General features: G+C 63.4%; 23 protein-coding genes. 11 read left to right on the forward strand and 12 right to left on the reverse strand.

What is annotated here, in order from left to right:
- Positions 1 to 139: 139 nt before the first annotated feature.
- The 9 genes from EKN06_RS11335 to EKN06_RS11375 all read right to left on the reverse strand — a co-directional run bounded on the left by EKN06_RS11335 (position 140) and on the right by EKN06_RS11375 (position 10,805).
- Complete coding sequence (locus EKN06_RS11335; RefSeq protein ID WP_127613041.1) at positions 140 to 478, reverse strand: P-II family nitrogen regulator; 339 nt, start codon at positions 476 to 478, stop codon at positions 140 to 142.
- Between the two features lie 185 nt (positions 479 to 663).
- Entirely contained in the window at positions 664 to 1,377 is a 714-nt protein-coding gene (locus EKN06_RS11340; protein ID WP_240654852.1) for an endonuclease/exonuclease/phosphatase family protein, read from the reverse strand.
- Between the two features lie 16 nt (positions 1,378 to 1,393).
- Positions 1,394 to 1,981 carry a pyridoxamine 5'-phosphate oxidase family protein gene (locus EKN06_RS11345; RefSeq protein WP_127613042.1) on the reverse strand — a complete coding sequence of 196 codons (588 nt, stop codon included), beginning with the start codon at positions 1,979 to 1,981 and terminating at the stop codon, positions 1,394 to 1,396.
- Between the two features lie 31 nt (positions 1,982 to 2,012).
- Positions 2,013 to 3,533, reverse strand: a complete 1,521-nt coding sequence (locus EKN06_RS11350) for a peptide chain release factor 3 (RefSeq protein ID WP_127613043.1) — start codon at positions 3,531 to 3,533, stop codon at positions 2,013 to 2,015.
- A 17-nt stretch (positions 3,534 to 3,550) separates the two neighbouring features.
- The gene (locus EKN06_RS11355; RefSeq protein WP_127613044.1) at positions 3,551 to 4,297 is read right to left on the reverse strand and encodes an SDR family oxidoreductase; all 747 of its coding nucleotides are present in this window, start codon (positions 4,295 to 4,297) and stop codon (positions 3,551 to 3,553) included.
- Between the two features lie 4 nt (positions 4,298 to 4,301).
- Positions 4,302 to 5,213 carry an aldose 1-epimerase family protein gene (locus tag EKN06_RS11360; protein ID WP_127613045.1) on the reverse strand — a complete coding sequence of 304 codons (912 nt, stop codon included), beginning with the start codon at positions 5,211 to 5,213 and terminating at the stop codon, positions 4,302 to 4,304.
- A complete protein-coding gene (gene pheT, locus EKN06_RS11365) occupies positions 5,210 to 7,621 on the reverse strand; it encodes a phenylalanine--tRNA ligase subunit beta (RefSeq protein ID WP_127613046.1) in 2,412 nt (803 codons plus the stop codon). The genes EKN06_RS11360 and pheT overlap by 4 nt, the downstream gene beginning before the upstream one ends.
- Entirely contained in the window at positions 7,618 to 8,733 is a 1,116-nt protein-coding gene (gene pheS, locus EKN06_RS11370) for a phenylalanine--tRNA ligase subunit alpha (RefSeq protein WP_127613047.1), read from the reverse strand. The genes pheT and pheS overlap by 4 nt, the downstream gene beginning before the upstream one ends.
- A gap of 482 nt (positions 8,734 to 9,215) precedes the next feature.
- Positions 9,216 to 10,805 carry a phosphoenolpyruvate carboxykinase gene (locus EKN06_RS11375; RefSeq protein WP_127613048.1) on the reverse strand — a complete coding sequence of 530 codons (1,590 nt, stop codon included), beginning with the start codon at positions 10,803 to 10,805 and terminating at the stop codon, positions 9,216 to 9,218.
- 361 nt (positions 10,806 to 11,166) lie between these two features.
- Here EKN06_RS11375 and EKN06_RS11380 point away from each other — a divergent pair, with 361 nt between their 5' ends.
- The 7 genes from EKN06_RS11380 (at position 11,167) to EKN06_RS11410 (ending at position 16,508) form a co-directional block, all read left to right on the forward strand.
- The gene (locus EKN06_RS11380) at positions 11,167 to 11,877 is read left to right on the forward strand and encodes a response regulator transcription factor (protein ID WP_127613049.1); all 711 of its coding nucleotides are present in this window, start codon (positions 11,167 to 11,169) and stop codon (positions 11,875 to 11,877) included.
- A 13-nt stretch (positions 11,878 to 11,890) separates the two neighbouring features.
- Positions 11,891 to 13,495: an ATP-binding protein gene (locus EKN06_RS11385; protein ID WP_240654855.1), complete on the forward strand. Its 1,605-nt coding sequence runs from the start codon at positions 11,891 to 11,893 to the stop codon at positions 13,493 to 13,495.
- Positions 13,492 to 13,929 (forward strand): HPr kinase/phosphorylase, encoded by a 438-nt coding sequence (locus EKN06_RS11390; RefSeq protein ID WP_127613050.1) that lies wholly within the window; start codon positions 13,492 to 13,494, stop codon positions 13,927 to 13,929. The genes EKN06_RS11385 and EKN06_RS11390 overlap by 4 nt, the downstream gene beginning before the upstream one ends.
- A gap of 25 nt (positions 13,930 to 13,954) precedes the next feature.
- Positions 13,955 to 14,923: an RNase adapter RapZ gene (gene rapZ / locus EKN06_RS11395; RefSeq protein WP_127613051.1), complete on the forward strand. Its 969-nt coding sequence runs from the start codon at positions 13,955 to 13,957 to the stop codon at positions 14,921 to 14,923.
- Positions 14,924 to 15,010: 87 nt separating this feature from the next.
- Positions 15,011 to 15,415, forward strand: a complete 405-nt coding sequence (locus tag EKN06_RS11400) for a PTS sugar transporter subunit IIA (protein ID WP_127613052.1) — start codon at positions 15,011 to 15,013, stop codon at positions 15,413 to 15,415.
- Positions 15,412 to 15,702, forward strand: coding sequence for an HPr family phosphocarrier protein (locus EKN06_RS11405; RefSeq protein WP_127613053.1), 291 nt, complete (start codon positions 15,412 to 15,414; stop codon positions 15,700 to 15,702). Before EKN06_RS11400 ends, EKN06_RS11405 begins: the two co-directional genes overlap by 4 nt.
- Before the next feature lie 11 nt (positions 15,703 to 15,713).
- Positions 15,714 to 16,508 carry a TrmH family RNA methyltransferase gene (locus tag EKN06_RS11410; RefSeq protein WP_127613054.1) on the forward strand — a complete coding sequence of 265 codons (795 nt, stop codon included), beginning with the start codon at positions 15,714 to 15,716 and terminating at the stop codon, positions 16,506 to 16,508.
- 18 nt (positions 16,509 to 16,526) lie between these two features.
- On the opposite strand, the gene EKN06_RS11415 is transcribed toward EKN06_RS11410, so the two are convergent.
- Entirely contained in the window at positions 16,527 to 17,963 is a 1,437-nt protein-coding gene (locus tag EKN06_RS11415; protein ID WP_127613055.1) for a DNA recombination protein RmuC, read from the reverse strand.
- Between the two features lie 101 nt (positions 17,964 to 18,064).
- On the opposite strand from EKN06_RS11415, the gene EKN06_RS11420 reads away from it, so the two are divergent.
- Positions 18,065 to 18,472: a four-helix bundle copper-binding protein gene (locus tag EKN06_RS11420; RefSeq protein ID WP_127613056.1), complete on the forward strand. Its 408-nt coding sequence runs from the start codon at positions 18,065 to 18,067 to the stop codon at positions 18,470 to 18,472.
- A 181-nt stretch (positions 18,473 to 18,653) separates the two neighbouring features.
- On the opposite strand, the gene EKN06_RS11425 is transcribed toward EKN06_RS11420, so the two are convergent.
- On the reverse strand, positions 18,654 to 19,220 hold the full coding sequence (locus tag EKN06_RS11425; protein WP_127613057.1) for a peptide deformylase: 567 nt from the start codon (positions 19,218 to 19,220) through the stop codon (positions 18,654 to 18,656).
- A gap of 52 nt (positions 19,221 to 19,272) precedes the next feature.
- The gene (recR, locus tag EKN06_RS11430; RefSeq protein WP_127613058.1) at positions 19,273 to 19,881 is read right to left on the reverse strand and encodes a recombination mediator RecR; all 609 of its coding nucleotides are present in this window, start codon (positions 19,879 to 19,881) and stop codon (positions 19,273 to 19,275) included.
- Positions 19,882 to 19,939: 58 nt separating this feature from the next.
- Here recR and fmt point away from each other — a divergent pair, with 58 nt between their 5' ends.
- The 3 genes from fmt (at position 19,940) to EKN06_RS11445 (ending at position 23,694) form a co-directional block, all read left to right on the forward strand.
- Positions 19,940 to 20,845, forward strand: a complete 906-nt coding sequence (gene fmt, locus EKN06_RS11435) for a methionyl-tRNA formyltransferase (protein ID WP_127613059.1) — start codon at positions 19,940 to 19,942, stop codon at positions 20,843 to 20,845.
- A gap of 8 nt (positions 20,846 to 20,853) precedes the next feature.
- Positions 20,854 to 21,612, forward strand: coding sequence for a tRNA pseudouridine(38-40) synthase TruA (gene truA / locus EKN06_RS11440; RefSeq protein ID WP_127613060.1), 759 nt, complete (start codon positions 20,854 to 20,856; stop codon positions 21,610 to 21,612).
- Between the two features lie 144 nt (positions 21,613 to 21,756).
- Entirely contained in the window at positions 21,757 to 23,694 is a 1,938-nt protein-coding gene (locus EKN06_RS11445) for an alpha/beta hydrolase family protein (protein ID WP_164844048.1), read from the forward strand.

The raw sequence follows: 23,694 nt of genomic DNA on the forward strand, positions 1-23,694 counted from the left end.
CAGGCATTGTTGCCAGGATTGGCTACCGCAGCAGCCGCGTCCGCAGCCTCCTGCGCAAAAGCGGTCGTGGCGGCAAACATCGACGCTCCAAGCATCGCTGTGCCGCATGCAATCTTGCGGATCATGGTCATTTCCCCCGTCAAAGCGCGGTGTCGCCGGATTCGCCCGTGCGGATGCGCACAGCCGAAGCGAGGTCGAGGACGAAGACCTTGCCGTCGCCGATGGCTTCCGTGCTGGCGATCTTCTGGATCGTTTCGACGATCTGCGGCGCAAGTGCGTCGCTAGCGGCTATTTCGATCTTCACCTTGGGCAGCATGTTGGTGGAATATTCCGCACCGCGGTAAATTTCAGTTTGGCCTTTTTGCCGACCGAAACCCTTGACCTCGGTGACCGTCATGCCGGCGACGCCAAGCGAGCCCAACGCCTCGCGTACTTCGTCCAGCTTGAACGGCTTGATGATGGCGATGATGAATTTCATCTTTGCCCCCTAGTTGCCTCCCGACCAATTGCCGGTGAACCAAGCTCTGCAAGGGCCGTGCCAAACCGAAGTCATAGCGCCGAATGGCACTTTTCGGCGGACGATGGCGTTAACGCCCTACGCATTTCTGCGCACAGATTCCGTGCATGCGAACAAAGCTGCCTAAAAATTGTGCACTTGCGCGCTCACGAATCGAGCGACAGCTTTGCCCAGACCGGCAAATGGTCCGATGCCCGCGACGCGAGCAGGCTATGATGAACGCCGCTTTCCTCGCACGACCAGTCGTGAGTGGCGAAAATCCGGTCCAGACGGGCAAGCGGGCGTCTTGTCGGGAAGCTGGGGCCGCAATCGAGCGACTGCCAATCGCCCCTGAACGTCCGCAGCACGCCACCTGTGGCCGACCATTCGTTCGTGTCGCCCATCACGACCGTAGGGCAGTCGCCGTCGCATTTGGCGAGATGGCTGATCACCGCCTCGCCCTGATGCCGTCGGCGAAAGCCGGACAGGTCGAGATGCATCCCGATCGCGCGCACCTTGCGCCCGTCCTTTACAATGTCGATGCGCACCGCGCCGCGCGGTTCCAGCGTCGGCAGGGGCAAGGGTTCGACGTGCAGGACTTCGATATCCTTTTTGACCAGGAAAGTGTTGCCGTGCCAGCCAAGGCTGCCGGGTCGCACCGACAGGCCCACGGGGCGAAAGGGCGAATCCTCGATCCTTGCGCGCGGCAAAACGCTTTCGCGCCGCCCGAACCGCCTGTCGCATTCCTGCAGGGCGATGATGTCCGCATCGATTTCATGCAGGACGGCAAGCACGCGATCGGGATCGCGCCGCCGGTCGAGCCCGACTGCCTTGTGAATGTTGTAGCTGGCGAATTTCAGGCGCAACCCGTTATCTTTCATGGCTGACGAACGCGGTTCAGTCCCCGATCGTTCCGGCCAAGGCCTCACTATCGCCCGCGAGATAGCGATCGGTGGGGCGAACCGGCAGGCCGTCGATGCTCTGCGTTCGGCTGGCCGCCTTGGCCACCCATTCGTCGGGCTGCGCTGCGGCGTGAAGCTTGGTCAGCGTATGCCGCTCCCCCTCCAGCGTCATGAACGGCACGCCATAGCCGCAGCTGGTCTGAACGCAATCGACCGCCATGTCGAAGATCTGGCGCGTTCCGGGCAACAATACGAATTGCGCGAGAAGCGCGTTCCATTCCTCGTCGGCGGGCAAAACCGGAACAGCCGTGCCGTAAAGCCGCAGGATTTGCGCCGGTTGCTGGAAATTGCAGAACATCACGGTGACCCGCCCATCGGCCATCAGGTGCGCGTGGGTTTCGTTGCCTGATCCTGCCAGATCGAGCCACCCCACGCGATTGGGGCCAAGGACGCGGAACACGTCGTAGCCCTTGGGGCTGAGATTGATGCGCCCGTCCGCCGCTGCCGTCGCCACGAAGAACACCGGTTGCGCCGCGATCATCGCGGCGTGCTTGTCATCAATCGCATCGAAGAACTGGGCCATGGCGCGACACTAAGCCGCGCGTCATGGCTTGTCACCGTTCCTTCGTCGCGCCAAAGGCGAGCTCGGGGTTCTTTTCCTGCTGATAGCTGACGTCCCACGGCGACTTGGCGAGAAAAACCGGATCGCCGTCGCGGTCTTTGGCCATGTTGGCGCGGTTGAAGCCGGAAAATTCCTCGATCTTTCGTTCGTCGCCCTTGATCCAGCGCGCGGTCGCGAATGGCGCGGGTTCAAGCCCCGCCTCCACCTTGTATTCCGCCGAAAGCCGGCTGATCAGCACTTCAAGCTGAAGCTGACCGACAACGCCGACGACCCACTGGCTGCCGAGTTCGGGATAAAACACCTGGATCACGCCTTCTTCCGAAAGGTCGTCGAGCGCCTTGCGCAACTGCTTTGTCTTGGTCGGATCGCGAAGCTGAACGCGGCGCAGGATTTCTGGCGCGAAGTTGGGCAGGCCGGTGAAGCGGATGTCGTTCTTTTCCGACAGCGTATCGCCGACCCGCAGCGTGCCGTGGTTGGGAATGCCGATGATGTCGCCCGGCTCTGCCGTATCCGCGATCTCGCGGTCCTGCGCAAAGAACAGGATCGGCGAATGGATCGCAATCGGCTTACCGAGGCCCGACGGGGTCAGCTTCATTCCCCGCTTGAACGTGCCGGACACCAGACGCATGAACGCGATACGGTCGCGGTGCTGCGGGTCCATGTTGGCTTGCACCTTGAAGATGAAACCCGAAACCTCGTCCTTTTCAGGTGCGATGGGGCCGCTGTCCGATGGCTGCGGCCGCGGCGGCGGCGCGTGGTTGGCAATCGCTTCGATCAATTGTTCGACCCCGAAATTCTTGAGCGCCGATCCGAAGTAGACGGGCGTGAGGTCGCCCGCGCGATAGGCTTCGACATCAAATTCGGGATAGCCAATCTGGCCCAGTTCCGCCTGTTCGGAAAATTCCTCGGGGATCGTGGGATCCTCATCGATCTTGCCGAGAAACTCTTTCGATCCGCCCTCGGGCCGGGCGACCGATCCGGTGGCAAAATCGAGCACGCCCTCGAACCGGCCGCCGGTCCCGATCGGCCATGACATCGGGCACACGTCGAGCGCCAGCATGTCAGCCACTTCGTCGAGCAGGTCGAATGGCTCGCGCCCTTCGCGATCCACCTTGTTGATAAAGGTAATGATCGGCACCGAACGCAGGCGGCAAACTTCGAACAACTTGCGCGTCTGAGGCTCGATGCCCTTGGCCGCGTCGATCACCATGATCGCGGAATCGACCGCGGTGAGCGTGCGATAGGTATCTTCGGAAAAATCTTCGTGCCCCGGGGTGTCGAGCAGGTTGAAGGTGATGCCCTGCCGCTCGAACGTCATCACGCTGGACGTGACCGAAATCCCGCGTTGCTGTTCGATCTTCATCCAGTCGGACCGCGCGCGCCGCGCCTGCCCGCGCGCCTTCACCTCGCCGGCGAGATGGATTGCGCCGCCGGTCAGCAGGAGCTTTTCGGTAAGCGTGGTCTTACCGGCGTCAGGATGCGAAATGATCGCGAAAGTGCGGCGTTCGGACATTTAGGGGGGTGTTTCGTTCAATCTCTGGCGATGTGAAAGCCTGCGAAGCTTTGGCTTACGGGCATCAGTTCAAGAGTGTTTATGTTGAGATGCGGGGGCAGGTTTGCAACCCACAGGACGGTTTCGGCGATGTCGTCGCCGGTCATCGGGTTCGCTCCTTCGTAGAATTTGTCGGCAACTTCCTTGTCGCCCGCGTTGCGCACGATGGAAAATTCGGTTTCGACCATGCCCGGCTCGATCGAGGTGACGCGCACGCCCGTTCCGGCAAGGTCTGACCGCAGGCACAGGCTGAACTGGCGGACGAACGCCTTGGTCCCGCCATAAACGTTGCCGCCCTTGTAGGGATAGCTTGCCGCGACGGACGAAATGTTGACGATCGCGCCCTTGCGCTCCACCAGCATTGGCAGCAGCTTGTGCGTCATCGAAACGAGCGCGGTCACGTTCGTATCGATCATCGTCTTCCAGTCGTTCAGATCGGATTCCCACGCCCGCGCCATGCCCAGCGCCAGTCCGGCATTATTGACGAGACAATCGATCTGCGCGAATTCGCCCGGCAGAGCGGCCAGCGAAGCATCGCGCGCCGCTTCGTCGCGAACGTCGAAATTACAGCCATGAAAATTGTCGGCGCCAAGCTCGTCGCGCAGGGCATCGAGCCTGTCGGCGCGGCGGCCGGTTCCGATGACGCGCCATCCCGCTTTCACGAAAGCGCGGGCGCATCCTTCGCCAATGCCCGAGGTTGCTCCTGTAACAAGTGCTGTCGGCATGGCTTCACGCTCCTGCTGTGGCGGGTCTGATTGTGATGGTCACTGCGAACGATCGTTCCTCGCCCGCGGGAAGTTCCATGATGCCCGGCTTGACGCGAAAGTCGCCGTCGAACCCTGCGGCATCGGCCACACCGGCCCACGGTTCGATGCAGACGAAATCGGCGCCCTGTTTCTGCCAAATCCCCATCATCGGGCAGTCGGGAAAGTGCATGTCCAGCGCCGCCGGGGTTGCGCCCTTGCCTTCCGGCATTTCGCCTTCGTAGGCGAGCGCGCGGCTGGACAATTGGTCCCAAATCATCGCGTCCGCATCGAACAGGCTTGGCCGAAGGTTAAGGACTCGTCCTGACACCGGAGTATCTTCATAGGCGCGCAACAGCCCATCCGCGTCGAGCCTGCGGACGGGGCCCGGCTCGAACCCTGCAAACACCACGCGGTGCTTCAACTTGTCGCCGCCATCGGGCAGTGGCCAGGCGAAGCCTGGGTGGAAACCGATGCTGAACGGCATCGTGCCATCGCCCCGGTTCCGAACGGTCGCAGTCATCGTCAGCGTCGTGCCAGTAACTTCGTACAGCAGGTCGAGATCGAAACGGAACGGATAGGCTGCGCGCGTCTGCTCGTCGTCCGACATTCGGAACCGGACCCGGTCGCTCGCCTCATGCTCTTGGCAGACGAATTCGCGCCTGCGGGCAAAGCCGTGGCGGCCAAGCTCGTATTCCGCCCCGTCCACCCGTAGCTTCCCGCCCGCCAGTTCGCCGACGACGGGGAACAGGATGGGCGACCGCCCGGCCCAAATGGCGGGATCGCCATCGGTCAGCCACTCGTTCCCGCGCGCGTCGGTCAGCGACACCAGTTCCGCGCCGAGCGAGGATATCCTCGCGGTCAGCCCGTCCGATGCAATGGCGTAAGTCTCGCTCATCCCCGCAGGATCGCGCCCTGCTTGGCGGCGGCGACAGTGATCGCCTCGCTCACCGATTTGAGATCGGCATCGGTAAAGCTGGCCTCGACAGGCTGCAGCGTGACTTCGATCGCCAGCGATTTCTGACCCTCAGGCACTCCCGCCCCACGGAACTCGTCGAACAGGCGCGAATCGACGATCCGCTTCTTGTCCGCGCCCTTGACCACGCGGACAAGCTCGCCCGCCGGAAGATCGGCCGGAACGAGGAACGCGAAGTCGCGCGACACCGCCTGCAGCGCGGGCGGGGTGTAGCTGGCGCGAGTAAATGTCGCCGCGCCCTTGCGCGCAGGGATCGTCTCAAGATCGATTTCGGCGCCCACGACCGGACCGTCGAGATCGAAAAGCCGGGCAACCCGCGGATGCAGCGTGCCGAACCGTGCGAGCACATTCTTGGGACCAAGCCGCAGCGTTGCGGACTGACCGGGATGATACTGCGCCCCAGCTTCGCCCATCACCATCAGGTTGGCGACGGGCGCTCCTGCGGTTTCGAGCAGGGCGATGGCCTCGGCCTTCGCGTCGAAGGCGTCGAACTTCTGCGCCTTGCCGCTCTGCCACGAACGCTGCGTCCGGTCACCCGCCAGCACGACCGCGATGGTCAGCCTCTCATCGCTCGCCCCGCCATTTCCGCGAAGGTAACGGCGGCCGATCTCGAACAGGCGGACCGACGATGCGCCGCGCGCCATGTTGCGCCGCGCCGCCATCAACAGTCCGGGGACCAGCGACGGGCGCATCGCCTTCATGTCCTCGCTGATCGGGTTGGCAAGCACCCAGAGCGGTTCGTCGGCAAAGGCTTCGGCCTCGGCCATCGGCAGGAACGACCAGGTGATCGCCTCGTTCAGCCCACGCGCCGCAGCCGCACGGCGCACGCGGCGTTCGCGGGCCTGCATCGGCGTGGCGGTAGGCTTGGCAACGCCCTCAGCGCGCGGCAGCGCGACCGACGGGACATCGTCCAGCCCGTGGATGCGGATCACTTCTTCGACAATGTCGGGCGCGCCATCGACGTCGGGCCGCCAACTCGGCACCGTCACGGCCCAGTGGTCCGCCCCGCCATCGCTGACAGTCGCGATCTCGAAACCGAGCGCGGTCAGTATCCGGCGCTGCTCTTCGTCGGGCACGGCGATACCGCCCAGCGTTTCGGCCAACTTCGGTTCGTAGCGCACTACCTTGCCGCCTGCGGGAGCTGCGCCGACATGGACTGCCTCGCTCGCCTCTCCGCCACAGATGTCGAGGATCAGGCCGGTCAGTATCTCAAGCCCCGGCGCGAGGAAGTCGGTGTCTACCCCACGTTCGAACCGGCTGCGCGCATCGCTGGTCAGCGTCAGCGTCCGGCCCGTATGCGCGATCCGTTCGGGATCGAAGTACGCGACTTCGAGCAGGACGTCGCGGGTGTCCTCGCCGCAGCCCGAATGTTCACCGCCCATGATCCCTGCGATGTCGTGGACGCCATTGTCGTCGGCGATCACGGTCATGCTGTCGTCGAGCAGATAGTGCTTTTCATTGAGCGCGGTGATGCCCTCACCCGGCAATGCCCGCCGCGCGACGACCGCGCCGTTCAGCCTGGCAAGGTCATAGGCATGGCTGGGTCGGCCATATGTCAGCATCACATAGTTGGTGATGTCGACCAGTGCCGAGATCGAACGCTGTCCCGCCGATTTCAGCCGCGCCTGCATCCAAGCCGGGCTTTGCGCATTGGTCACGCCCTTAATCACGCGGCCAAAGAACGCGGGGCATCCCTCGCGATCGTCGCTGCGGATTTCGACGGGGCATGCGAATGCGCCGGGATGGACACGGTCCGCCACGGGTTTCAAAGTGCCCAGCCCCGCCGCCGCGAGATCGCGGGCGATGCCGTATACGCCCATGCAATCGGGGCGGTTCGGCGTAATCGAAACGTCGATGACCGGATCGTCCAGATGCGCGAAAGCCGCGAATTCGCTGCCGATCGGCGCGTCGGCGGGCAGTTCGATGATGCCATCATGATCGTCGCCAAGATCCAGTTCGCGGCTCGAACACATCATGCCGTTGGATTCGACGCCGCGGATCGCCGCCTTGCGCATTTCCATGCCGTTGGACGGAACGACCGCGCCGGGCGTGCCCAGAACCCCGACCATTCCGGCCCGCGCATTGGGCGCACCGCACACGACCTGCAACGGTTGTCCGTCACCCAGATCGACCGACAGTACCTGCAGCTTGTCCGCGTCGGGATGCCTGTCCGCTGTCAGCACGCGCGCCACGCGGAAACCCGCCAGTGCCTCGGCCGGATTTTCGATACCTTCGACCTCAAGCCCGATGGCGTTCAGCTTCGCCGCGATCTGGGTGATCGTGGCATCGGTGTCGAGGTGGTCCTTCAGCCAGGAGAGCGAGAACTTCATGCCGGTACTCCCACGCCGCCCGAAAGGGTGGGCACGTCGAGCCCGACGAAGCCGTAATGCTTCATCCAGCGCAGATCGCCGTCGAAGAATGCGCGCAAGTCGTCCATCCCGTATTTCAGCATGGCCAGCCGGTCGACCCCGGTGCCAAAAGCAAAGCCCTGCCATTCGTCGGGGTCGAGCCCTCCGAATTCGATGACTCGGCGATTGACCATGCCGCTGCCCAGAACTTCCATCCAGGCATGGCCGTCATCGTCGCCCGATCCGCCGACCACGCGCCGCGATGTCCCGCCGGGGCCTCTTTCCATCGAATAGCCGACATCGACCTCAACCGAAGGTTCGGTGAAGGGGAAGTAGCTGGGGCGCAGGCGCAGGACGATGTCGTCTCGTTCGAAAAACGCCTTCAGGAATGTTTCCAATGTCCATTTCAGGTGGCCGAGATGAATGCCCTTATCGATGACTAGGCCTTCGATCTGGTGGAACATCGGCGTGTGCGTCGCGTCGCTGTCGCTGCGATAGACGCGGCCCGGCGCGATGATCCGCAACGGGGCACCTTCGTTCAGCATCGTGCGAATCTGCACCGGCGAAGTATGCGTGCGCAGCAACATCTGACGCCCCTGCTCGTCCGCATCGGGGAAATAGAACGTATCGTGCATCGCGCGCGCCGGATGGCTTTCGGGCATGTTGAGCGCGGTGAAATTGTGCCAATCGTCCTCGATCTCCGGCCCGGTTGCCACAGCGAACCCCATGTCGGCGAAAATCTCGGCCAGTTCGTCCATCACCTGGCTGACAGGGTGCACCGATCCCATCGGCATTTCCGGAGCGGGCAGCGAAAGGTCCAGCGTTTCGGACGCCAGTCTGCTTTCCAGCGCGGCCGCCTCCATCGTGTCCTTGCGCGCGGCGATGGCGTCGGCGACTTCGGTGCGCAACGCGTTCAGCTTTGCGCCGGCTTCGGAACGCTCTTCCGGGCTCATGCCGCCCAGCGTCTTCATGAGCAGCGAGATGCTGCCCTTCTTGCCAAGATAGGCCAGACGATGCTCTTCGAGAGCATCGAGGGTCTGCGCCTCGGCAATGCGTGCCAGCGCCTCTGCGCGGAGCGAATCGGTGTCGGCCATGGATCCCGTCATCAAATATCTGGAGTTCGTGTTGCGAGCGCTCTCTAGGCATACGACGGCTGGTCCGCAATGGCTTGGCGGCGGGCAGTCTGGCCGATTGGTTGTGACAATCATCGCTACAAGATGACAATCCTTGTTCGAAAAGCGCCCGCCGCTTGTGGCGTCACACAGGTTGCGCATAGCTGGGCAAGGAAATCGTCCGGCCGTTCAGGGTTCTCTTTTGCGAACTGCTGCACAGGCTCGGTTTCGTAGCCAGGGTCGGGTCGCAGACCGGACGAACGCTCGGCAGTTTCGATGCAGGTTGGGGGACCGGCATTCGAAGCAACCGGGGGGCATGAGGGCGCGGGTAGCTGAAAGGCCGCCTGCGCCCTTATCCATTTTCGCCGTTATTTATTCGCGCTGTGTCGAGCGGCCCGATTCCAACGAAAAACGCCCCGAGCCAGCGGCCCGGGGCGTTTCGCTTTATCCTGTCGCAGTCGCGATCAGGCGGCGCTGGGTGCTGCCCGAAGTACGCTTTCGTCCACGTAAGCCTCGAAATCGGCAAAGTTGTCGACGAACAGCTGGACCAGCTTTTGTGCGGTCCGGTCGTATTCGTCCTTGTCGGCCCACGTTGAACGCGGGTCGAGAATCTGGCTGTCGACGCCGTCCACCGCGACGGGGACCTCAAAACCGAAGTTCGGATCCTTGCGGAATGCGGCGTGGCTGAGCGAACCGTCGAGCGCGGCGTTGAGCAGGGCGCGCGTCACCTTGATCGGCATGCGCGAGCCAGTGCCATACTTGCCGCCGGTCCAGCCCGTGTTCACCAGCCAGCACTGCACTCCACCCTTGGCGATCCGCTCTTTCAAGAGGTTGCCATAGACACTGGGATGGCGCGGCATGAAGGGCGCGCCGAAACAGGTGCTGAACGTCGCTTCGGGTTCGGTCACGCCGATTTCGGTGCCCGCAACCTTGGCGGTGTAGCCCGACAAGAAGTAGTACATCGCTTGATCGGCGGTGAGGCGCGCGATCGGGGGCAGGACGCCGAAAGCATCGGCGGTCAGCATGATAACATTCGACGGGACCGGGCCGAGATTTTGTTCCGAGGTGTTCGGAATGAACTCGATGGGATAGGCGCCGCGGGTGTTTTCGGTCTTGCTGGTGTCGGTGAAATCAATCTCGCGCGTTGCGTCGTCCATCGCGACGTTTTCAAGGATCGTGCCGAACATGCGAGTCGTCGCATAAATCTCTGGCTCGCCCTCTTCCGACAGGTCGATCATCTTGGCGTAGCAGCCGCCCTCGAAGTTGAAGACCGCAGAATCCGACCAGCCATGCTCGTCGTCGCCGATCAGCGTTCGGCTGGCGTCGGCCGACAGCGTCGTCTTGCCTGTGCCCGACAGGCCGAAGAAGATCGCGGTCTTGCCGTCGGCGCCGACATTGGCCGAACAGTGCATCGGCATGACGCCCTGTTCCGGCAGGAGATAGTTGAGCAGGCCGAACACGCCCTTCTTCATTTCGCCCGAATATTCGGTGTTGGCGATGAGGATCAGCTTTTCTGTGAAGCTGACCGCGATCATCGTGTCCGAGCGGCTGCCATGGCGTTCCGAATCAGCCTTGAAGCTGGGCAAGTTGATGATGGTGAATTCCGGCACGAACGCGGCCAGTTCCTCATCCGTCGGCCGCACCAGCAGCGTGCGCACGAACAGCGAGTGCCAAGCCATCTGCGTAATGACGCGCACGTTCACGCGATATTCGGGCTGCGAACCGCCGAACAGGTCGGCGACATAGAGCTCGTCCTGCTCCGTCAGCGCGGCCATGAAGTCCGCCTTCAGGTTCGCGAAATGCTCCGCGCTCATCGGCTGGTTGATCTTGCCCCAGTTGATCGTGGCCTCGGTCAAATCATCGCGAACGACGAATTTGTCCTTCACGCTGCGACCGGTGAACCGGCCGGTGTCGACCACGAGAGGGCCGTGCTTGCTAAGACGGCCTTCCTTGTTGGCAAGTGCATGCTCGACCAGAGCGGCGGTGCCGAGATTGGCATGAATTTTGGCCCCGGTCTTGATCCCCTGGGCGTCGAGCGGCGTATTGAGCGACACGTCTGTCTCCTGTCAGCGCCTTGCGTACAGCAAAGGCTGGGCAATGCCTGCAATGGCTGGGCCTGCAATGGCGGGCCATCCAGTCCTCGATCATTCGAGCGGGCAAGGCCGGATTTCTCCCTGTCTCGGCCTCCCCCTCCGGCATGTAGCCGGAACCGGCACTGCGCATAGTCGAGCGCGGGGGACAGGTCAAACCGACTGTAAGAGGTAGGTTGTTCAAGGAAAAATAACGCTTTTTTCCATGATTTTACCGCAACTGCGTGATTGCCGGTCCATGCGCAGGATTGGCGAATCCATTGCCGTAGCGCTAAGCGGCTGCCATGGATGCATCTCCCGACGACAGCAAGCTCAAGGATCATGGATGGCGCAGGTAGTCGCGCTGGTCGACGACGACCGGAACATACTCACCGGCCTTTCCATCGCGCTGCAGGCCGAAGGCTTCGACACGCGCGTCTATTCGGACGGGTCGGCCGCGCTAGAGGCGCTGATCGAAAATCCGCCGGACCTTGCCGTGTGCGACATCAAGATGCCACGTATGGACGGCTTGGAACTGCTGCGCCGGTTGCGTGAGAAAAGCTCGCTGCCGGTGATCTTCCTGACCAGCAAGACCGACGAGCAGGACGAAGCCATCGGCCTTGCCATGGGTGCCGACGACTATATCGCCAAACCGTTCTCCCAACGCCTGCTGATCGCCCGCATCCGCGCGCTGCTGCGGCGCGAGGAACTGGTCCGGGCGCGCCTTTCGGGCAGCAGCAAGGAGCCGCCTGCAGAGATCATCACCCGCGGGCGGCTGGCGATGGAGCCGGAACGCCATCGCGTGACGTGGGACGGCATCCCGGTTTCGCTGACCGTGACCGAATTCCTGATACTGGAAGCGCTGGCCCAGCGCCCCGGCGTCGTAAAGACGCGCAATCAGTTGATGGATGCGGCTTATCAAGACGACGTCTTCGTCGACGATCGCACGATCGACAGCCACATCAAACGCCTGCGGCGCAAGTTCCGCGAGGTCGATCGCGAGTTTTCCGGCATCTCGACGCTCTACGGAGCGGGCTACAGCTTTGCGGGAGACTGACGCCTCCCACGCGTTGCTTGCCGAGCCGGAGGCGATTGCCGCCCAACCCCTGCCCGATGCGCCGGACCGCTTATTCTGGACCCGGCGTTTCTCGCTCACAACCCGGATTCTCGCGGTCAACGTGCTGATCGTCGGGCTCGTGCTTGGCGGGCTGTTCTTTCTCGACACCTATCGCAAGCAGCTGATCGCCGAACGGTTCAAGCTAGCCCGGTCGGAAGTGGAGATCATCGCCAACGCACTGGCCGAAGCGCCATCCAGCGAACATGCCGCCTTGCTCGCCCGCATCGGCAGCGAGCAGCAGTTGCGGCTGCGCACCTTCGATGCGCGCGGCATGTTGCAGACCGACAGCTTCGTCGTCGGCGAACCGGCGTTCCACTTCATCGACCCCGAAACCGAAACTTGGGTGCAGGATTTTGCCCGGTGGATGGACCGCAGCGTCGATTTCCTCGTCGGCGCGCCGCCCGTTCCGCCCTATGTCCCGGCCAACGACGATAGCCCGGCGCGCAAAGCGCAATGGCCCGAAGTCTTCGTTGCCGAACAGGCGGGACAGGGCACGGTGATGCTGCGTTACGCCCCCGACCGGACGCCGGTCATCACGGCGGCCGCACCCTATGGCGCGCAAGGCGAAACCCTGCTGACGATGCGCAACGCCGGCGATATCACCCAATCCGTGCGTTCGGCACGGCAGACGTTGCTGATCCTGCTTGCGCTGGGCATCCTGTTTTCGATCCAGCTATCGCTGTTCCTCGCCCGCACCATCGTCCAGCCGCTGAAACTGCTGTCACGCGCCGCCACGCGCGTCCGGCTGGGTCGAGACCGCGAGGTCGTCGTACCCCGCCTGCCCGAACGCGGCGACGAGATCGGAACTCTGGCCCGCGCGCTTTCGGACATGACCGCCGCCTTGCGCGAACGGATCGACGCGGGCGAAGCGTTCGCCGCCGACGTCAGCCACGAATTGAAAAACCCGCTGGCATCGCTGCGCACCGCGCTCGATACGATGGAATCGGTCGACGATCCGGATCTTCGCGAACAGCTTCTCGATATTGCAAAGGCCGACGTGCGCCGGCTCGACCGCCTGATCACCGAAATTGCAGAAATAACCCGCGTTGATGCCGAACTGTCGCGCGCGACCTTTACCCCGGTCGACCTGTTCGCTTTGGCGCAGGGCGTGATCGGCGGGCGCACGATGGCGGCGCGCATTGGTGAGGAACTGGACCTGACATTCGCGGTCGACAGCGCGCCGAGCAGTGCGACGATGGTGCTGGGCGATGCGGCAAGGCTGGAACGCGTGCTCGAAAACCTCGTCGACAATGCTGCCGGGTTTTCGCCCCATGGCGGCCGGATCGTGGTGGCCTTTCACGATCTTGGCGAATACGTCGAAATGACGGTGACTGACGACGGCCCCGGCATTCCCGAACAAGAACGCGAAGCCGTGTTCGAACGCTTCCATTCCGTCCGGCCCGAAGCGGCCTTCGGCTCGCACAGCGGGCTGGGTCTCGCCATCGCCCGTTCCATCATCGCAGCGCACGACGGGACGTTGACAGTGCGCGACAGGACGGATGGCAAGCCGGGCGCGGTCATGGTCGTGACCCTCCCCTCGCTGGAGCCGGGCGCATGACCGATCGGCCATCGGACGCCATTCCCCACCAGGCGACCTGCGTTGCGATCGGCGGTCGCGCGATCCTGATCGAAGGGGAGCCGGGCTGCGGCAAGACAAGCCTCGCGCTCGCGCTCATCGACCGCGGGGCGATACTGGTGGGCGACGATGGCGTGCTGCTGGAACGGCGTGGCGCGCGGTTGTGGGCCATGCCTCACCCCAACACGCGCGGGCTGATCGAAGTGCGCAACGTCGGCATCGCGACAATCCCGTGCGGAGAGGCGATGGCCGCCATCGTGCTCGATCTCGATGCCCGGGCGCCGCGCCATGTCGAAGTGGCGGACACGGTAGAGCGACACGGCATCGCCCTGCCCCGGCTGTTTTTCTGGCCCGACAGTCCGGTCGGCGCGATCCGTGCCGAGATGGCACTGGCAATGCATGGGCTAACGCTCTGAGGCAAAACCGGCATAGACTGGCGGCATGACGAGCGAATCGACCCATGGATCACCGCCCCAGCGATCCACCACCCAGCGATCGACAAAGGTGCTGCTCGTCACCGGCATGCTCGGCGCGGGAAAGACGACCGCCCTTCGCGCGTTGGAAGATTTGGGCTGGGAGCCGGTCGACAATTTTCCGGTTCGCCTGATCGGCCGCCTGCTTCACACCGCGCCCGGTCCGGGACACGAAGGTGAGGCTGGCGGCGGCGATGCGCCCCTGGCCATTGGCTTCGATTCGCGAACCCGCGGTTTCGACCCCCATGCCATCGTCGCGGAGATCGCGGCGATTGCCGAGGATGAGGACGTGTCTTTCACCCTGCTCTACCTCGATTGCGGGGCGGAGGAGCTGGAGCGGCGTTATAACGAAACCCGCCGCCGCCACCCGCTGGCCGGCGACCGCCCGGTCGCAGAGGGCATTTCGGCAGAGCGCGAGATCATGGAACCGCTACGCCGCATCGCCGACGTGGTGATTTCGACGACGCAGTTTTCGACCAACGACCTCCAACGCACGATCCGCGAACTCTTTGCGCCCAGCGCACCGCAAGACATGACGGTGACCGTGTCCAGCTTCGGCTTTTCACGCGGCATGGTGCCCACCGCCGATCTCGTCTTCGATATGCGGTTTCTCGACAATCCGCACTGGATCGACGAATTGCGCCCCCTGACGGGCCGCGACGAACCGGTTGCCGAACACATCCGCGCCGATCCGGCATGGGACGAAGCGTTCGCGCGCATTCGCGGCCTCGTGCTGATGCTGCTGCCCCGGTACGAGGCGCAGGGAAAAGCCTACGTCAACATTGCGTTCGGCTGTACGGGCGGCAAGCATCGGTCGGTGTTTGCAGCGGAAAGCCTAGCACGGGCCTTGCGCGAAAAAGGGCGATCACCGACGCTGCTGCATCGTAACCTTGACTCGGGCACCAACGATCTGGTCGAAGGCTCGACCCGTTCGTGATCGGGGCCAATTCCCCGGCGGCCGCCATGGCCACCCCCGGTTCATCGAATGCGCGATAGCGTGAAAGCGGACTGAAACAGGAACGACATGATCGGGCTTATACTCGTAACCCACGGCAATCTCGCGGAAGAATTCCTCCGCGCGATGGAACATGTGGTCGGTCCGCAGGAAAACGTCGTGCCGATCTGCATTGGTCCCCATGACGACATGGAACAGCGCCGCAACGACATTCGCGACGCGATCGCGTCGGCCGACTCGGGCAAGGGGGTCATCATCCTGACCGACCTGTTCGGCGGTACGCCATCGAATCTCGCAATTTCGTTGCTGGATGCGGGCAAGGTCGAAGTGATCGCGGGCATCAACCTGCCCATGCTGATCCGGCTGGCCGGTGCGCGCAACGAACTTTCGGTGACACAGGCAGTGACTGCCGCGCGCGACGCGGGGCGCAACTATATCACCATCGCATCTGAATTCCTTGGGCAGGACGCATGACGACGACCAGCGAAGGGCAGCGCCGCCGGGTCACGATCGCGAACCAGCGTGGCTTGCATGCCCGCGCCAGCGCCAAGTTCGTGGGAATGGTTGCGAGGCTGCCCGAAGGTACCAGCGTGCGCGTCGTGCGCGAAGCGTTCGAGGCCGCAGGCGGTTCCATCCTGGGCCTGATGATGCTGGGCGCGGCGAAGGGCGACGAGATCGAGATCATTACCTTTGGCCCCGATGCCGCCGACGCGCTCCATCAACTCTGCACATTGGTCGAGGATCGCTTCGGCGAAGAATAGGAGCCGGGCGGATGCGCCAGATCACCGGCCTCTCCAACCCCACCGTAAAATACCTGCGATCGCTGCGCGACAAAAAGCACCGTAAGCGAGAACAGCGTTTTATGGCCGAAGGCCTGCGCCTGCTGACCGACGCGCGCGAAACCGGGCGGCTGCCCGAAACATTGGTTATGGCAGAACGACGCGAGCACCACCCTTTGCTCGATGCGTTGATCGTCGACGTCGAACGCGCAGGCGGCGACGTGATCGAGGTTTCGGAAGCCGCACTCGAAAAAATCACCGGCAAGGAAAACCCGCAGGCCGTGTGCGGTGTGTTCGCCGAATTCGATACTTCGCTGGGCAAGATCGATCGTGCGGCATCGCCGTTGATCCTCGTAGCTCAGGCGATGCGCGATCCCGGCAATCTCGGCACGATGCTGCGCACCGCCGATGCCGTGGGTGCGGGCGGGCTGGTGCTGATCGACGATTGTGCCGATCCGTTCAGCGTCGAAGCCGTGCGCGCAAGCATGGGTGCGATTTTCACCGTGCCGCTGGCGCAGGCACGCTGGGACGAATTCCGGGGCTGGCTGCGCGCCGGGCCGGGCCAATTGGTCGCCGCATCGCTGCGCGAATCGCACGATTATCGAACCGCCGCATACGCCGCGCCGTGTTTCGTGATGGTCGGCAACGAATCGCGCGGTTTGCCCGAGGAGTACGAGATGGAATGCGACCTGCGCGTCCACATGCCCATGCGCGGGCGCGCCGACAGCCTCAACGCCGCGGTCGCGGGTGCGGTGCTGGCTTACGAAGTGCTCGCCAAGATCGGCTGATCGGCGACGTGGGCCGGATCAGCCGGCCTTGCTTTCTGCGGATAGCGACAGGCGTGGCGCCGTTTCGTCCACCGCCGCGGCATCCTCCGCGCTGTATCGAGGCGCGGATTCGACCAGCGGCACCGCCTCGATCTCGCGCTTGCCGATCTCGATGCCCTTATCCGCCAGCCGCTTGCCCGACGACAGGACGTTGCGTTCGAAACTACCGACAAACTTGTTGTAGTTGTTGACCGCGGTTTCCAGCCCGCCACCTACGCGTTTCAGGTGTTCGGCCGCCACTGCCAGCCGGTCGTAAAGCTCCGCCCCGGCCTTCCCGATTTCGACCGCTTCGTTCGCGATCTTGTCTTGCCGCCAGACCTGCGCCACCGTCCTTGCGATGGCGACGAGGTTGGTCGGTGTGGCCAACAATACCTTGTTACGAAACGCGAAATCCCAAAGTTCCGGATCGTGTTCGAGCGCGGCGGCCACGAAATGTTCGCCCGGCACGAACATCACGACATAGTCGGGCGCATCGTCGAACTGGCTCTGATAGCCCTTCGACCCCAGCGTCTGCACGTGGTTGCGCATTGACTTGGCGTGAAGGTCGAGATGGCGCGTCCGCTCAGGCCCCTCGTCCGCCTCGAACGCGGCCTGATAGGCATTAAGCGAAACCTTCGCGTCGATGACCAGCTTTTTCTGGCCCGGCACGTTGACTATCGCGTCGGGACGCAGCCGCCCTTCGTCGGTATCCATCGAATGTTCGAGATGGAAATCGGTGTGTTCGGCAAGCCCGCACTGTTCCAGCACGTTCTGCAACGCCCGTTCCCCCCACCGGCCCCGCGCCTTGGGCGCGTTGGTCAGCGAATTGCCCAACCGCTGCGCTTCTCGCCGGACCTCTTCCTGTCCCACGCGCATCTGCTCGATCACGCCCGCCAGCTGGCCGAAGTCGGTCTTGCGCTCCTTCTCCAGCTTTTCGACCTGGTCTTCGTATCGTTTCAGCCGGTCGCCCACGGGATCGAGCAGGGCCTTGATCTTTTCGGCGTTGGTCTTCTCGCTTTCGGTAAACCGCTCGTTCGCGCGTTCGAGGAACCGCGCCTGCGCGCCCTCTAGCGCCTTTACGCCCATCGCCTCGAACTGCTTGCCCAGTTCTGCACGAGCCTCCTTCAGCAACATTTCGCGCTCGGCCAGATTGGCGCGGTCCTTGTTCAGTTCCGCGACCGAAACGCGCAGCGCCTCTACCTGTAGCCGCGCCTCTCGCAATTGGGTGTCCAGCGCACCTGCATGGTCCGCCCGCTCGCTCATCGTTGCAAGTTCGGCAATGGCGGTCCTGAACTTGTCGTCCAGCGCCCGCGCCTCCGCATCACGTTCGGCGTGACGCGCGCGCCAGTCGGCCACGGGACGACTGCCGAGGTACCAGCCGATGCCAAGCCCGGTGCAAATGGCGACGATGACGAAAAGCAGCGCAAGAGAATCCATGCCAGGAACATACATCGAACATCGCACGAGGCAAGCGGGTGGGCGAACTTGTCGGAACTTCTCCCCCGCTTCATCCGTCAGTGGGGTAGAAGGAGAATTTGATGTCCATCGAGAAGATGATTTCCGAACACCCCGCGGTCGGCGACGATTACAACCAAAGCCTCGGCCTTGCGGTCAAGCACACGCTCTATTGTGCCGCGATCTGCAATTCATGCGCCGATGCGTGCAGTGCGGAGGAGATGGACATGAGCCGGTGCATCCGGCTGTGCAGCGACGCATCGGACATTTGCACCGCGACATATCGCGTGGCAAGCCGTCGGACCGACGAAAACCGCGCCGTCATCCGCGCGATGCTGGCCGTGTGCGTCAAGGCCTGCGAAGCCTGCGCCGACGAATGCGAAAAGCACGACAACGCGCATTGCAAGCGCTGTGCCCAGATGTGCCGCGAATGCGCCCGCGACTGCAAGGCCGCGATGGAGACGCTGCACGACGAAGCGGTCGCCGCCTGATTGCGCACTGAAAACGCCGGCTACCGCAACAAAAGCAGAAGCCGGCGTCAGCATAACTGAAGAGCGCATACCAAGAACGGGGCGCGAAGCGACACCCGCAAGGCCGAACGGCCGCCGCCGCTCATGCGGCGAGCCAAGCGGCCTTGATTGGCCGCGCCCGGCGTCTGAGGGGCCTAAAAAACTATGCCGCGCGGCGCAGCTTTTCCAGCTTCTTGAGCGCCATGTTGCGCTTCAGGCGCGACAGGTGATCGATGAAGACTATGCCGTTCAAATGGTCCATCTCGTGCTGGATGCAGACCGCCATCAGGTCGTCCATCGCTTCTTCGTGGAATTCGCCATCAAGATCCTGCCAGCGGACGCGGCAGGTCGCGGGACGGTCGACCTCGGCATAGATGTCGGGGACTGAAAGGCATCCTTCCTGATAGGCCTTAGTCTCTTCCGACGGATCGAGGATTTCGGGATTCACGAAAACCCGCGGCTCGCGCAAGGTCGGCTGATGCGTGTGATGGTGGCCGTCGTGGTTGCACGGTTCCGGCTCTGCATCTGGGTCGTCGGGCTGAAGGTCGATCACCAGCACGCGCAGCGGAACGCCGATCTGGATCGCGGCCAGCCCGATGCCGGGGGCGTCGTACATGGTTTCGAACATGTCATCGACGAGCGTCTTGAGCTCGTCGTCGAACGTTTCGACTGGTTTCGAGATCTGCTTGAGCAGCGGATCGGGGACTTCGATGATTTCGCGGATAGCCATGCCGCCTATTTAGGGACGCGGTGCGATTCCGGCAAGAAGGCTTGGATACCGTTCAACCCACTGGTCGGCGCGCCCGCAAGGCCTGTGCCAGTGTGCCTTCGTCCATGTAATCGAGCTCGCCGCCGACCGGCAGGCCATGCGCCAATTGCGTCACGCGCAAGGGCCGTTCCTCCAGACGTTCGGCAATGTAGTGCGCGGTCGTCTGCCCCTCCAGCGTGGCGTTCATGGCCAGCACGACTTCGTCCACGCCCTCGTCGATGCGGGCCAGCAACGTGCCGATATTCAGATCCTCCGGCCCGATTCCTTCCAGCGCCGACAGCCTGCCGCCCAGCACGTGATAGCGCCCGCTAAACAGCTTTGCCCGGTCCAGCGCCCACAGGTCCGCGACATCCTCCACCACGCAGAGCGATCGGCCGTCGCGGCGCGGGTCGGCGCAGATGTGGCAGGGGTCGGACGTGTCGACATTGCCGCAGGTGTGGCACTCGACAAGGTTTTCCTGAACCGCCTGCAACGAGGACAGAAGCTCGACCAGTGCGGATTCGCGCCGTTTCACCAGCCACAACACCGCACGGCGTGCGGAACGGGGGCCAAGCCCCGGCAGTCGCGACAATGCCGCGGCCAGCACCTCTATCTCGTTCCCGCGCGGGTCTTGTGAAGCCATGTGACGATAGATAGGGACTTCGGCGCAGGGCGGGAAGTCCGGCGATGGGATACTCAACATGCGCGTCATTTTCATGGGCACTCCGGACTTTGCGGTACCGACGCTGCGGGCCATTGCCGCCGCCGGGCACGAAATCGCCGCCGCCTATTCCCAGCCGCCGCGCCCGGCCGGTCGGGGCAAGAAATTGCAGCCTTCGGCCGTGCATCTTGCGGCAGAGGAAATGGGCATCGAAGTGCGCACGCCGTCCTCGTTCAAGCCGCAGGAGGAGAGGGACTCCTTTGCCGCGCTGAACGCCGATGTCGCGGTGGTCGCGGCTTATGGCCTGCTGCTGCCGGTCCCGGTGCTGGAGGCGCCGAAGCACGGCTGCCTCAACGTCCACGGCTCGATCCTGCCGCGCTGGCGGGGAGCCGCGCCGGTGCAGCGCGCGATCCTTGCGGGCGACGCGACGACGGGCGTGACGATCATGCAGATGGAAAAGGGCCTGGACACCGGGCCCATGCTTTTGAAGCGCACCACCCGGATCGATGAAAAGAACGCGGGCGAGCTGACCGACGAAATCGCAACGATGGGCGCCGAAGCGATGGTCGAGGTCCTGTCCCGCCTGCCCCATGTCCGCGCCGAGGCACAACCCATCGAGGGCGTCACCTATGCGCACAAGATCGACAAGGCCGAAGCACGCATCGATTTTGCGAAGGGCGCGGAATTCATCGAACGGCAGGTCCGCGCCTTTGCCCCGCGCCCCGGCGCTTTCTTCGAGCTTGAGGGCGAACGCATCCGAGTGCTGGCTGCCGACGTGATCGGCCGCAGCGGCGCAACCGCGACAACGCTGGACGACGAACTGACGATCGCGTGCGGGTTTGGCGCGATCCGGCCCACGCTGGTTCAGCGCGCCGGGAAGCCGGCGATGGAGACGGCGGCGATGCTGCGCGGATATCCCATCCCCGCCGGCACGGAAATTCGCTGAGCCCGATCATGCGCCGCTTTGCCCTCACCCTCGAATTCGACGGTACACCGTTCATGGGGCTTCAGCGTCAAGCCCACGGCCCGTCGGTGCAGCAAGCGGTGGAGGAAGCGGTTCAGGCCATCACCGGCGAGGACGTGCGGATGCATGCCGCCGGGCGCACCGATACCGGCGTTCACGCGCTGGCCATGCGCGCCCATGTCGACGTGGCCAAGGACATCGAACCGTTCCGCCTGATGGAAGGTGTGAATGCCAAGCTGCGCCCCGATCCCATCGCGGTCACGGAGTGCCGGATCGTGCCCGAAGATTGGCATGCGCGGTTTTCGTGCATCGGTCGCGGCTATGTCTATCGCATCGTCAATCGCCGCGCGCCGCTGACGCTTGATGCCAATCGCGCTTGGCAACTGGCCCCGCCGCTGAATGCCGATGCCATGCACGAAGCCGCGCAGCACCTTGTCGGCCATCACGATTTCACGACCTTCCGCTCGGCCCATTGTCAGGCGCAAAGCCCGATCAAGACGCTGGACCGGCTGGATGTCGAGCGCGTGTCGGGGCTCGGCGGCGAAGAAATCCGCATCCACGCAGAAGCACGCAGTTTTCTACATCATCAGGTACGCTCGATGGTCGGCTGCCTCGCGCTGGTCGGCATGGGCCGCTGGCGACCGGGCGACGTTCGCGATGCGCTGGCCGCGCGCGAACGTCAGGCGCTGGGCCTGAATGCTCCGCCGCAGGGGCTTTATTTCGTGCGGGCGCTCTATCCGGAGGAATAGGCCGCGCAGCCCTTGCGAATTGTTTTCGGTTGCAACAGAAACCGCCTTTACCTCCAATGACTTGCCCGTCATACACTGGGCATGGGCGCGACGAATTTGGGTGCGCGACCGGGGTCTACAGGGTCGTTTCGGGGGATTTTTCTAATGCGTTATTTCATGCGCAGCGCCTTTGTCGGCGCGCTTTTGGCGTCTGCGCCCGCCATGGCCGAGGCACCGCCGGTCTCCGCCTATGGCAACTTGCCCGACATCACGGCGATGGACATCGCACCCGACGGATCGCGCCTTGCTGCCGCGATGACGCTCAAGGGCGCGCCGACTGTCGTGGTCTGGGACAGCACCGGCAAGCCGCTGGTCGCACTGCCGGCCGGAGAGGCCAAGATTCGCGACGTGCAATGGGTGGGACCCGGGCATCTCGTGGTTCGGGCCAGCCAGACGACCGCAGTGCCGGCAGAATTCCGGCGTTTGCGGTACGAAGCCTTTGGCAGCATCGTGCTTGATGTCGACAAGGGCACTACCAAGCAGATATTCGAAGGTGATCAGTCGAAGCTGAAGCTGACTTTCGGCCACTACGGCATGCGCCAGATCGACGGAAAGTGGAACTTGTTCGTGAGCGGACAGGGGTTGGACCGGGAATTCGGCAACACCGGCTATGTCCTTAACGGACGGACTAGCCCCGGCCTGTTCAAGATCGACGTCGCTGCGATGAAGGAAAAGCAGGTCGCGACCGGCGGAGATCAAGGCGAATGGGCCACATGGCTGGTCGATGCCGCGGGAAATGTCGGGGCGAAGCTGGCGATTAGCAATCAGGGCGGCATTTGGCGGATCGAAAACTCGGCGAAAAAGAAGATCGTCAGCGGCGTCGCACCGGATGGCAATGTCGATCTCGTCACGCTCGGATACGACGGGAACAGCGTGATCTACTCGCTCGCACCGATAGGCAGCGAAGTGCAGTGGATGGAAGTGCCGCTATCCGGCGGCACACCCAAACCTTTCCTCGAAAATGTCCCCGTGAACCGGATTTATCGCCATCCCGTCACGGGGAGCATGCTGGGATATCTCGAGGACGGTAAGGCTTTCCCGAAGATGGCCGACCCCGCCATCGAACAGACGATGCAGCAGCTTGCCGCGTCGTTCCTTGGCCGCCACCCCCGGCTTGAGGGAATTTCGCCCGACCTTACCAAGTTCATCGTCCATACGTCGGGCAACAAGGACAGCGGTTCGTGGTATCTGATCGACACGGTATCGATGAATGCCAACATTCTGGGCCGCGACTATCCGGCGATCTCCAACGAAGCGGTCGGCCCGGTGCGCATCGTGCGCTATCAGGCCGCCGACGGATTGCAGATGGACGGCGTGCTGACCCTGCCGCCCGGCAGGGAAGCGAAGACCTTGCCAGTCGTCATGTTGCCGCACGGCGGACCCTATTCCCATGACACGACGAACTTCGACTGGTGGGCGCAGGCCTATGCGTCGCGCGGCTATGCCGTGTTCCAGCCCAACTTCCGCGGCTCGACCAATCGCGACCTCGCCTTTCAGCGTGCCGCCGATGGCGAATGGGGCCGCAAGATGCAGTCCGACATTTCCGATGGTCTGGCCGAACTGGCAAAGCAGGGGATCGTCCATCCCAGGCGGGCCTGTATCGTCGGGGGCAGTTATGGCGGTTATGCCGCTCTGGCGGGGGTGACCTTGCAGAAGGACATCTACAAGTGCGCCGTCGCGGTCGCCCCCGTTAGCGACATTACCGACATGCTGATCAAGGATGACCTGAGCATGTTCTTCGGCAAGGTCGGGCGGGATTCGATCGATCGCAATTTCGGTCCGCGCAGCACGTGGAGCCAGGTTTCACCGCGCGATCATGCGCAGCAAGCCAACGCGCCAATCCTGCTCATCCACGGCAAGGACGATTCGGTCGTACCGATCTATCATTCGACATCGATGAAGGCCGCGCTCGAACGGGCAGGCAAGCCGGTGGAGCTGGTCACGCTGGACGGAGAGGACCACTGGCTGTCCACTTCGGCGACACGCCAGAAGATGCTGGAGGCAGCAGTAGCCTTTGTCGAAAGGCACAACCCTGCCGACTGA

The sequence above is a fragment of the Croceicoccus ponticola genome, from assembly GCF_004004515.1.
Lineage (GTDB): Bacteria > Pseudomonadota > Alphaproteobacteria > Sphingomonadales > Sphingomonadaceae > Croceicoccus > Croceicoccus ponticola.

Excerpts from the sequence above, each read along its gene's own strand:
- EKN06_RS11335 (WP_127613041.1), bottom strand. The coding sequence starts at position 478 with ATGAAATTCATCATCGCCATCATCAAGCCGTTCAAGCTGGACGAAGTA.
- EKN06_RS11340 (WP_240654852.1), bottom strand. The coding sequence starts at position 1,377 with ATGAAAGATAACGGGTTGCGCCTGAAATTCGCCAGCTACAACATTCAC.
- EKN06_RS11345 (WP_127613042.1), bottom strand. The coding sequence starts at position 1,981 with ATGGCCCAGTTCTTCGATGCGATTGATGACAAGCACGCCGCGATGATC.
- EKN06_RS11350 (WP_127613043.1), bottom strand. The coding sequence starts at position 3,533 with ATGTCCGAACGCCGCACTTTCGCGATCATTTCGCATCCTGACGCCGGT.
- EKN06_RS11355 (WP_127613044.1), bottom strand. The coding sequence starts at position 4,297 with ATGCCGACAGCACTTGTTACAGGAGCAACCTCGGGCATTGGCGAAGGA.
- EKN06_RS11360 (WP_127613045.1), bottom strand. The coding sequence starts at position 5,213 with ATGAGCGAGACTTACGCCATTGCATCGGACGGGCTGACCGCGAGGATA.
- pheT (WP_127613046.1), bottom strand. The coding sequence starts at position 7,621 with ATGAAGTTCTCGCTCTCCTGGCTGAAGGACCACCTCGACACCGATGCC.
- pheS (WP_127613047.1), bottom strand. The coding sequence starts at position 8,733 with ATGGCCGACACCGATTCGCTCCGCGCAGAGGCGCTGGCACGCATTGCC.
- EKN06_RS11380 (WP_127613049.1), top strand. The coding sequence starts at position 11,167 with ATGGCGCAGGTAGTCGCGCTGGTCGACGACGACCGGAACATACTCACC.
- EKN06_RS11390 (WP_127613050.1), top strand. The coding sequence starts at position 13,492 with ATGACCGATCGGCCATCGGACGCCATTCCCCACCAGGCGACCTGCGTT.
- rapZ (WP_127613051.1), top strand. The coding sequence starts at position 13,955 with ATGACGAGCGAATCGACCCATGGATCACCGCCCCAGCGATCCACCACC.
- EKN06_RS11400 (WP_127613052.1), top strand. The coding sequence starts at position 15,011 with ATGATCGGGCTTATACTCGTAACCCACGGCAATCTCGCGGAAGAATTC.
- EKN06_RS11405 (WP_127613053.1), top strand. The coding sequence starts at position 15,412 with ATGACGACGACCAGCGAAGGGCAGCGCCGCCGGGTCACGATCGCGAAC.
- EKN06_RS11410 (WP_127613054.1), top strand. The coding sequence starts at position 15,714 with ATGCGCCAGATCACCGGCCTCTCCAACCCCACCGTAAAATACCTGCGA.
- EKN06_RS11415 (WP_127613055.1), bottom strand. The coding sequence starts at position 17,963 with ATGGATTCTCTTGCGCTGCTTTTCGTCATCGTCGCCATTTGCACCGGG.
- EKN06_RS11420 (WP_127613056.1), top strand. The coding sequence starts at position 18,065 with ATGTCCATCGAGAAGATGATTTCCGAACACCCCGCGGTCGGCGACGAT.
- EKN06_RS11425 (WP_127613057.1), bottom strand. The coding sequence starts at position 19,220 with ATGGCTATCCGCGAAATCATCGAAGTCCCCGATCCGCTGCTCAAGCAG.
- recR (WP_127613058.1), bottom strand. The coding sequence starts at position 19,881 with ATGGCTTCACAAGACCCGCGCGGGAACGAGATAGAGGTGCTGGCCGCG.
- fmt (WP_127613059.1), top strand. The coding sequence starts at position 19,940 with ATGCGCGTCATTTTCATGGGCACTCCGGACTTTGCGGTACCGACGCTG.
- truA (WP_127613060.1), top strand. The coding sequence starts at position 20,854 with ATGCGCCGCTTTGCCCTCACCCTCGAATTCGACGGTACACCGTTCATG.
- EKN06_RS11445 (WP_164844048.1), top strand. The coding sequence starts at position 21,757 with ATGCGTTATTTCATGCGCAGCGCCTTTGTCGGCGCGCTTTTGGCGTCT.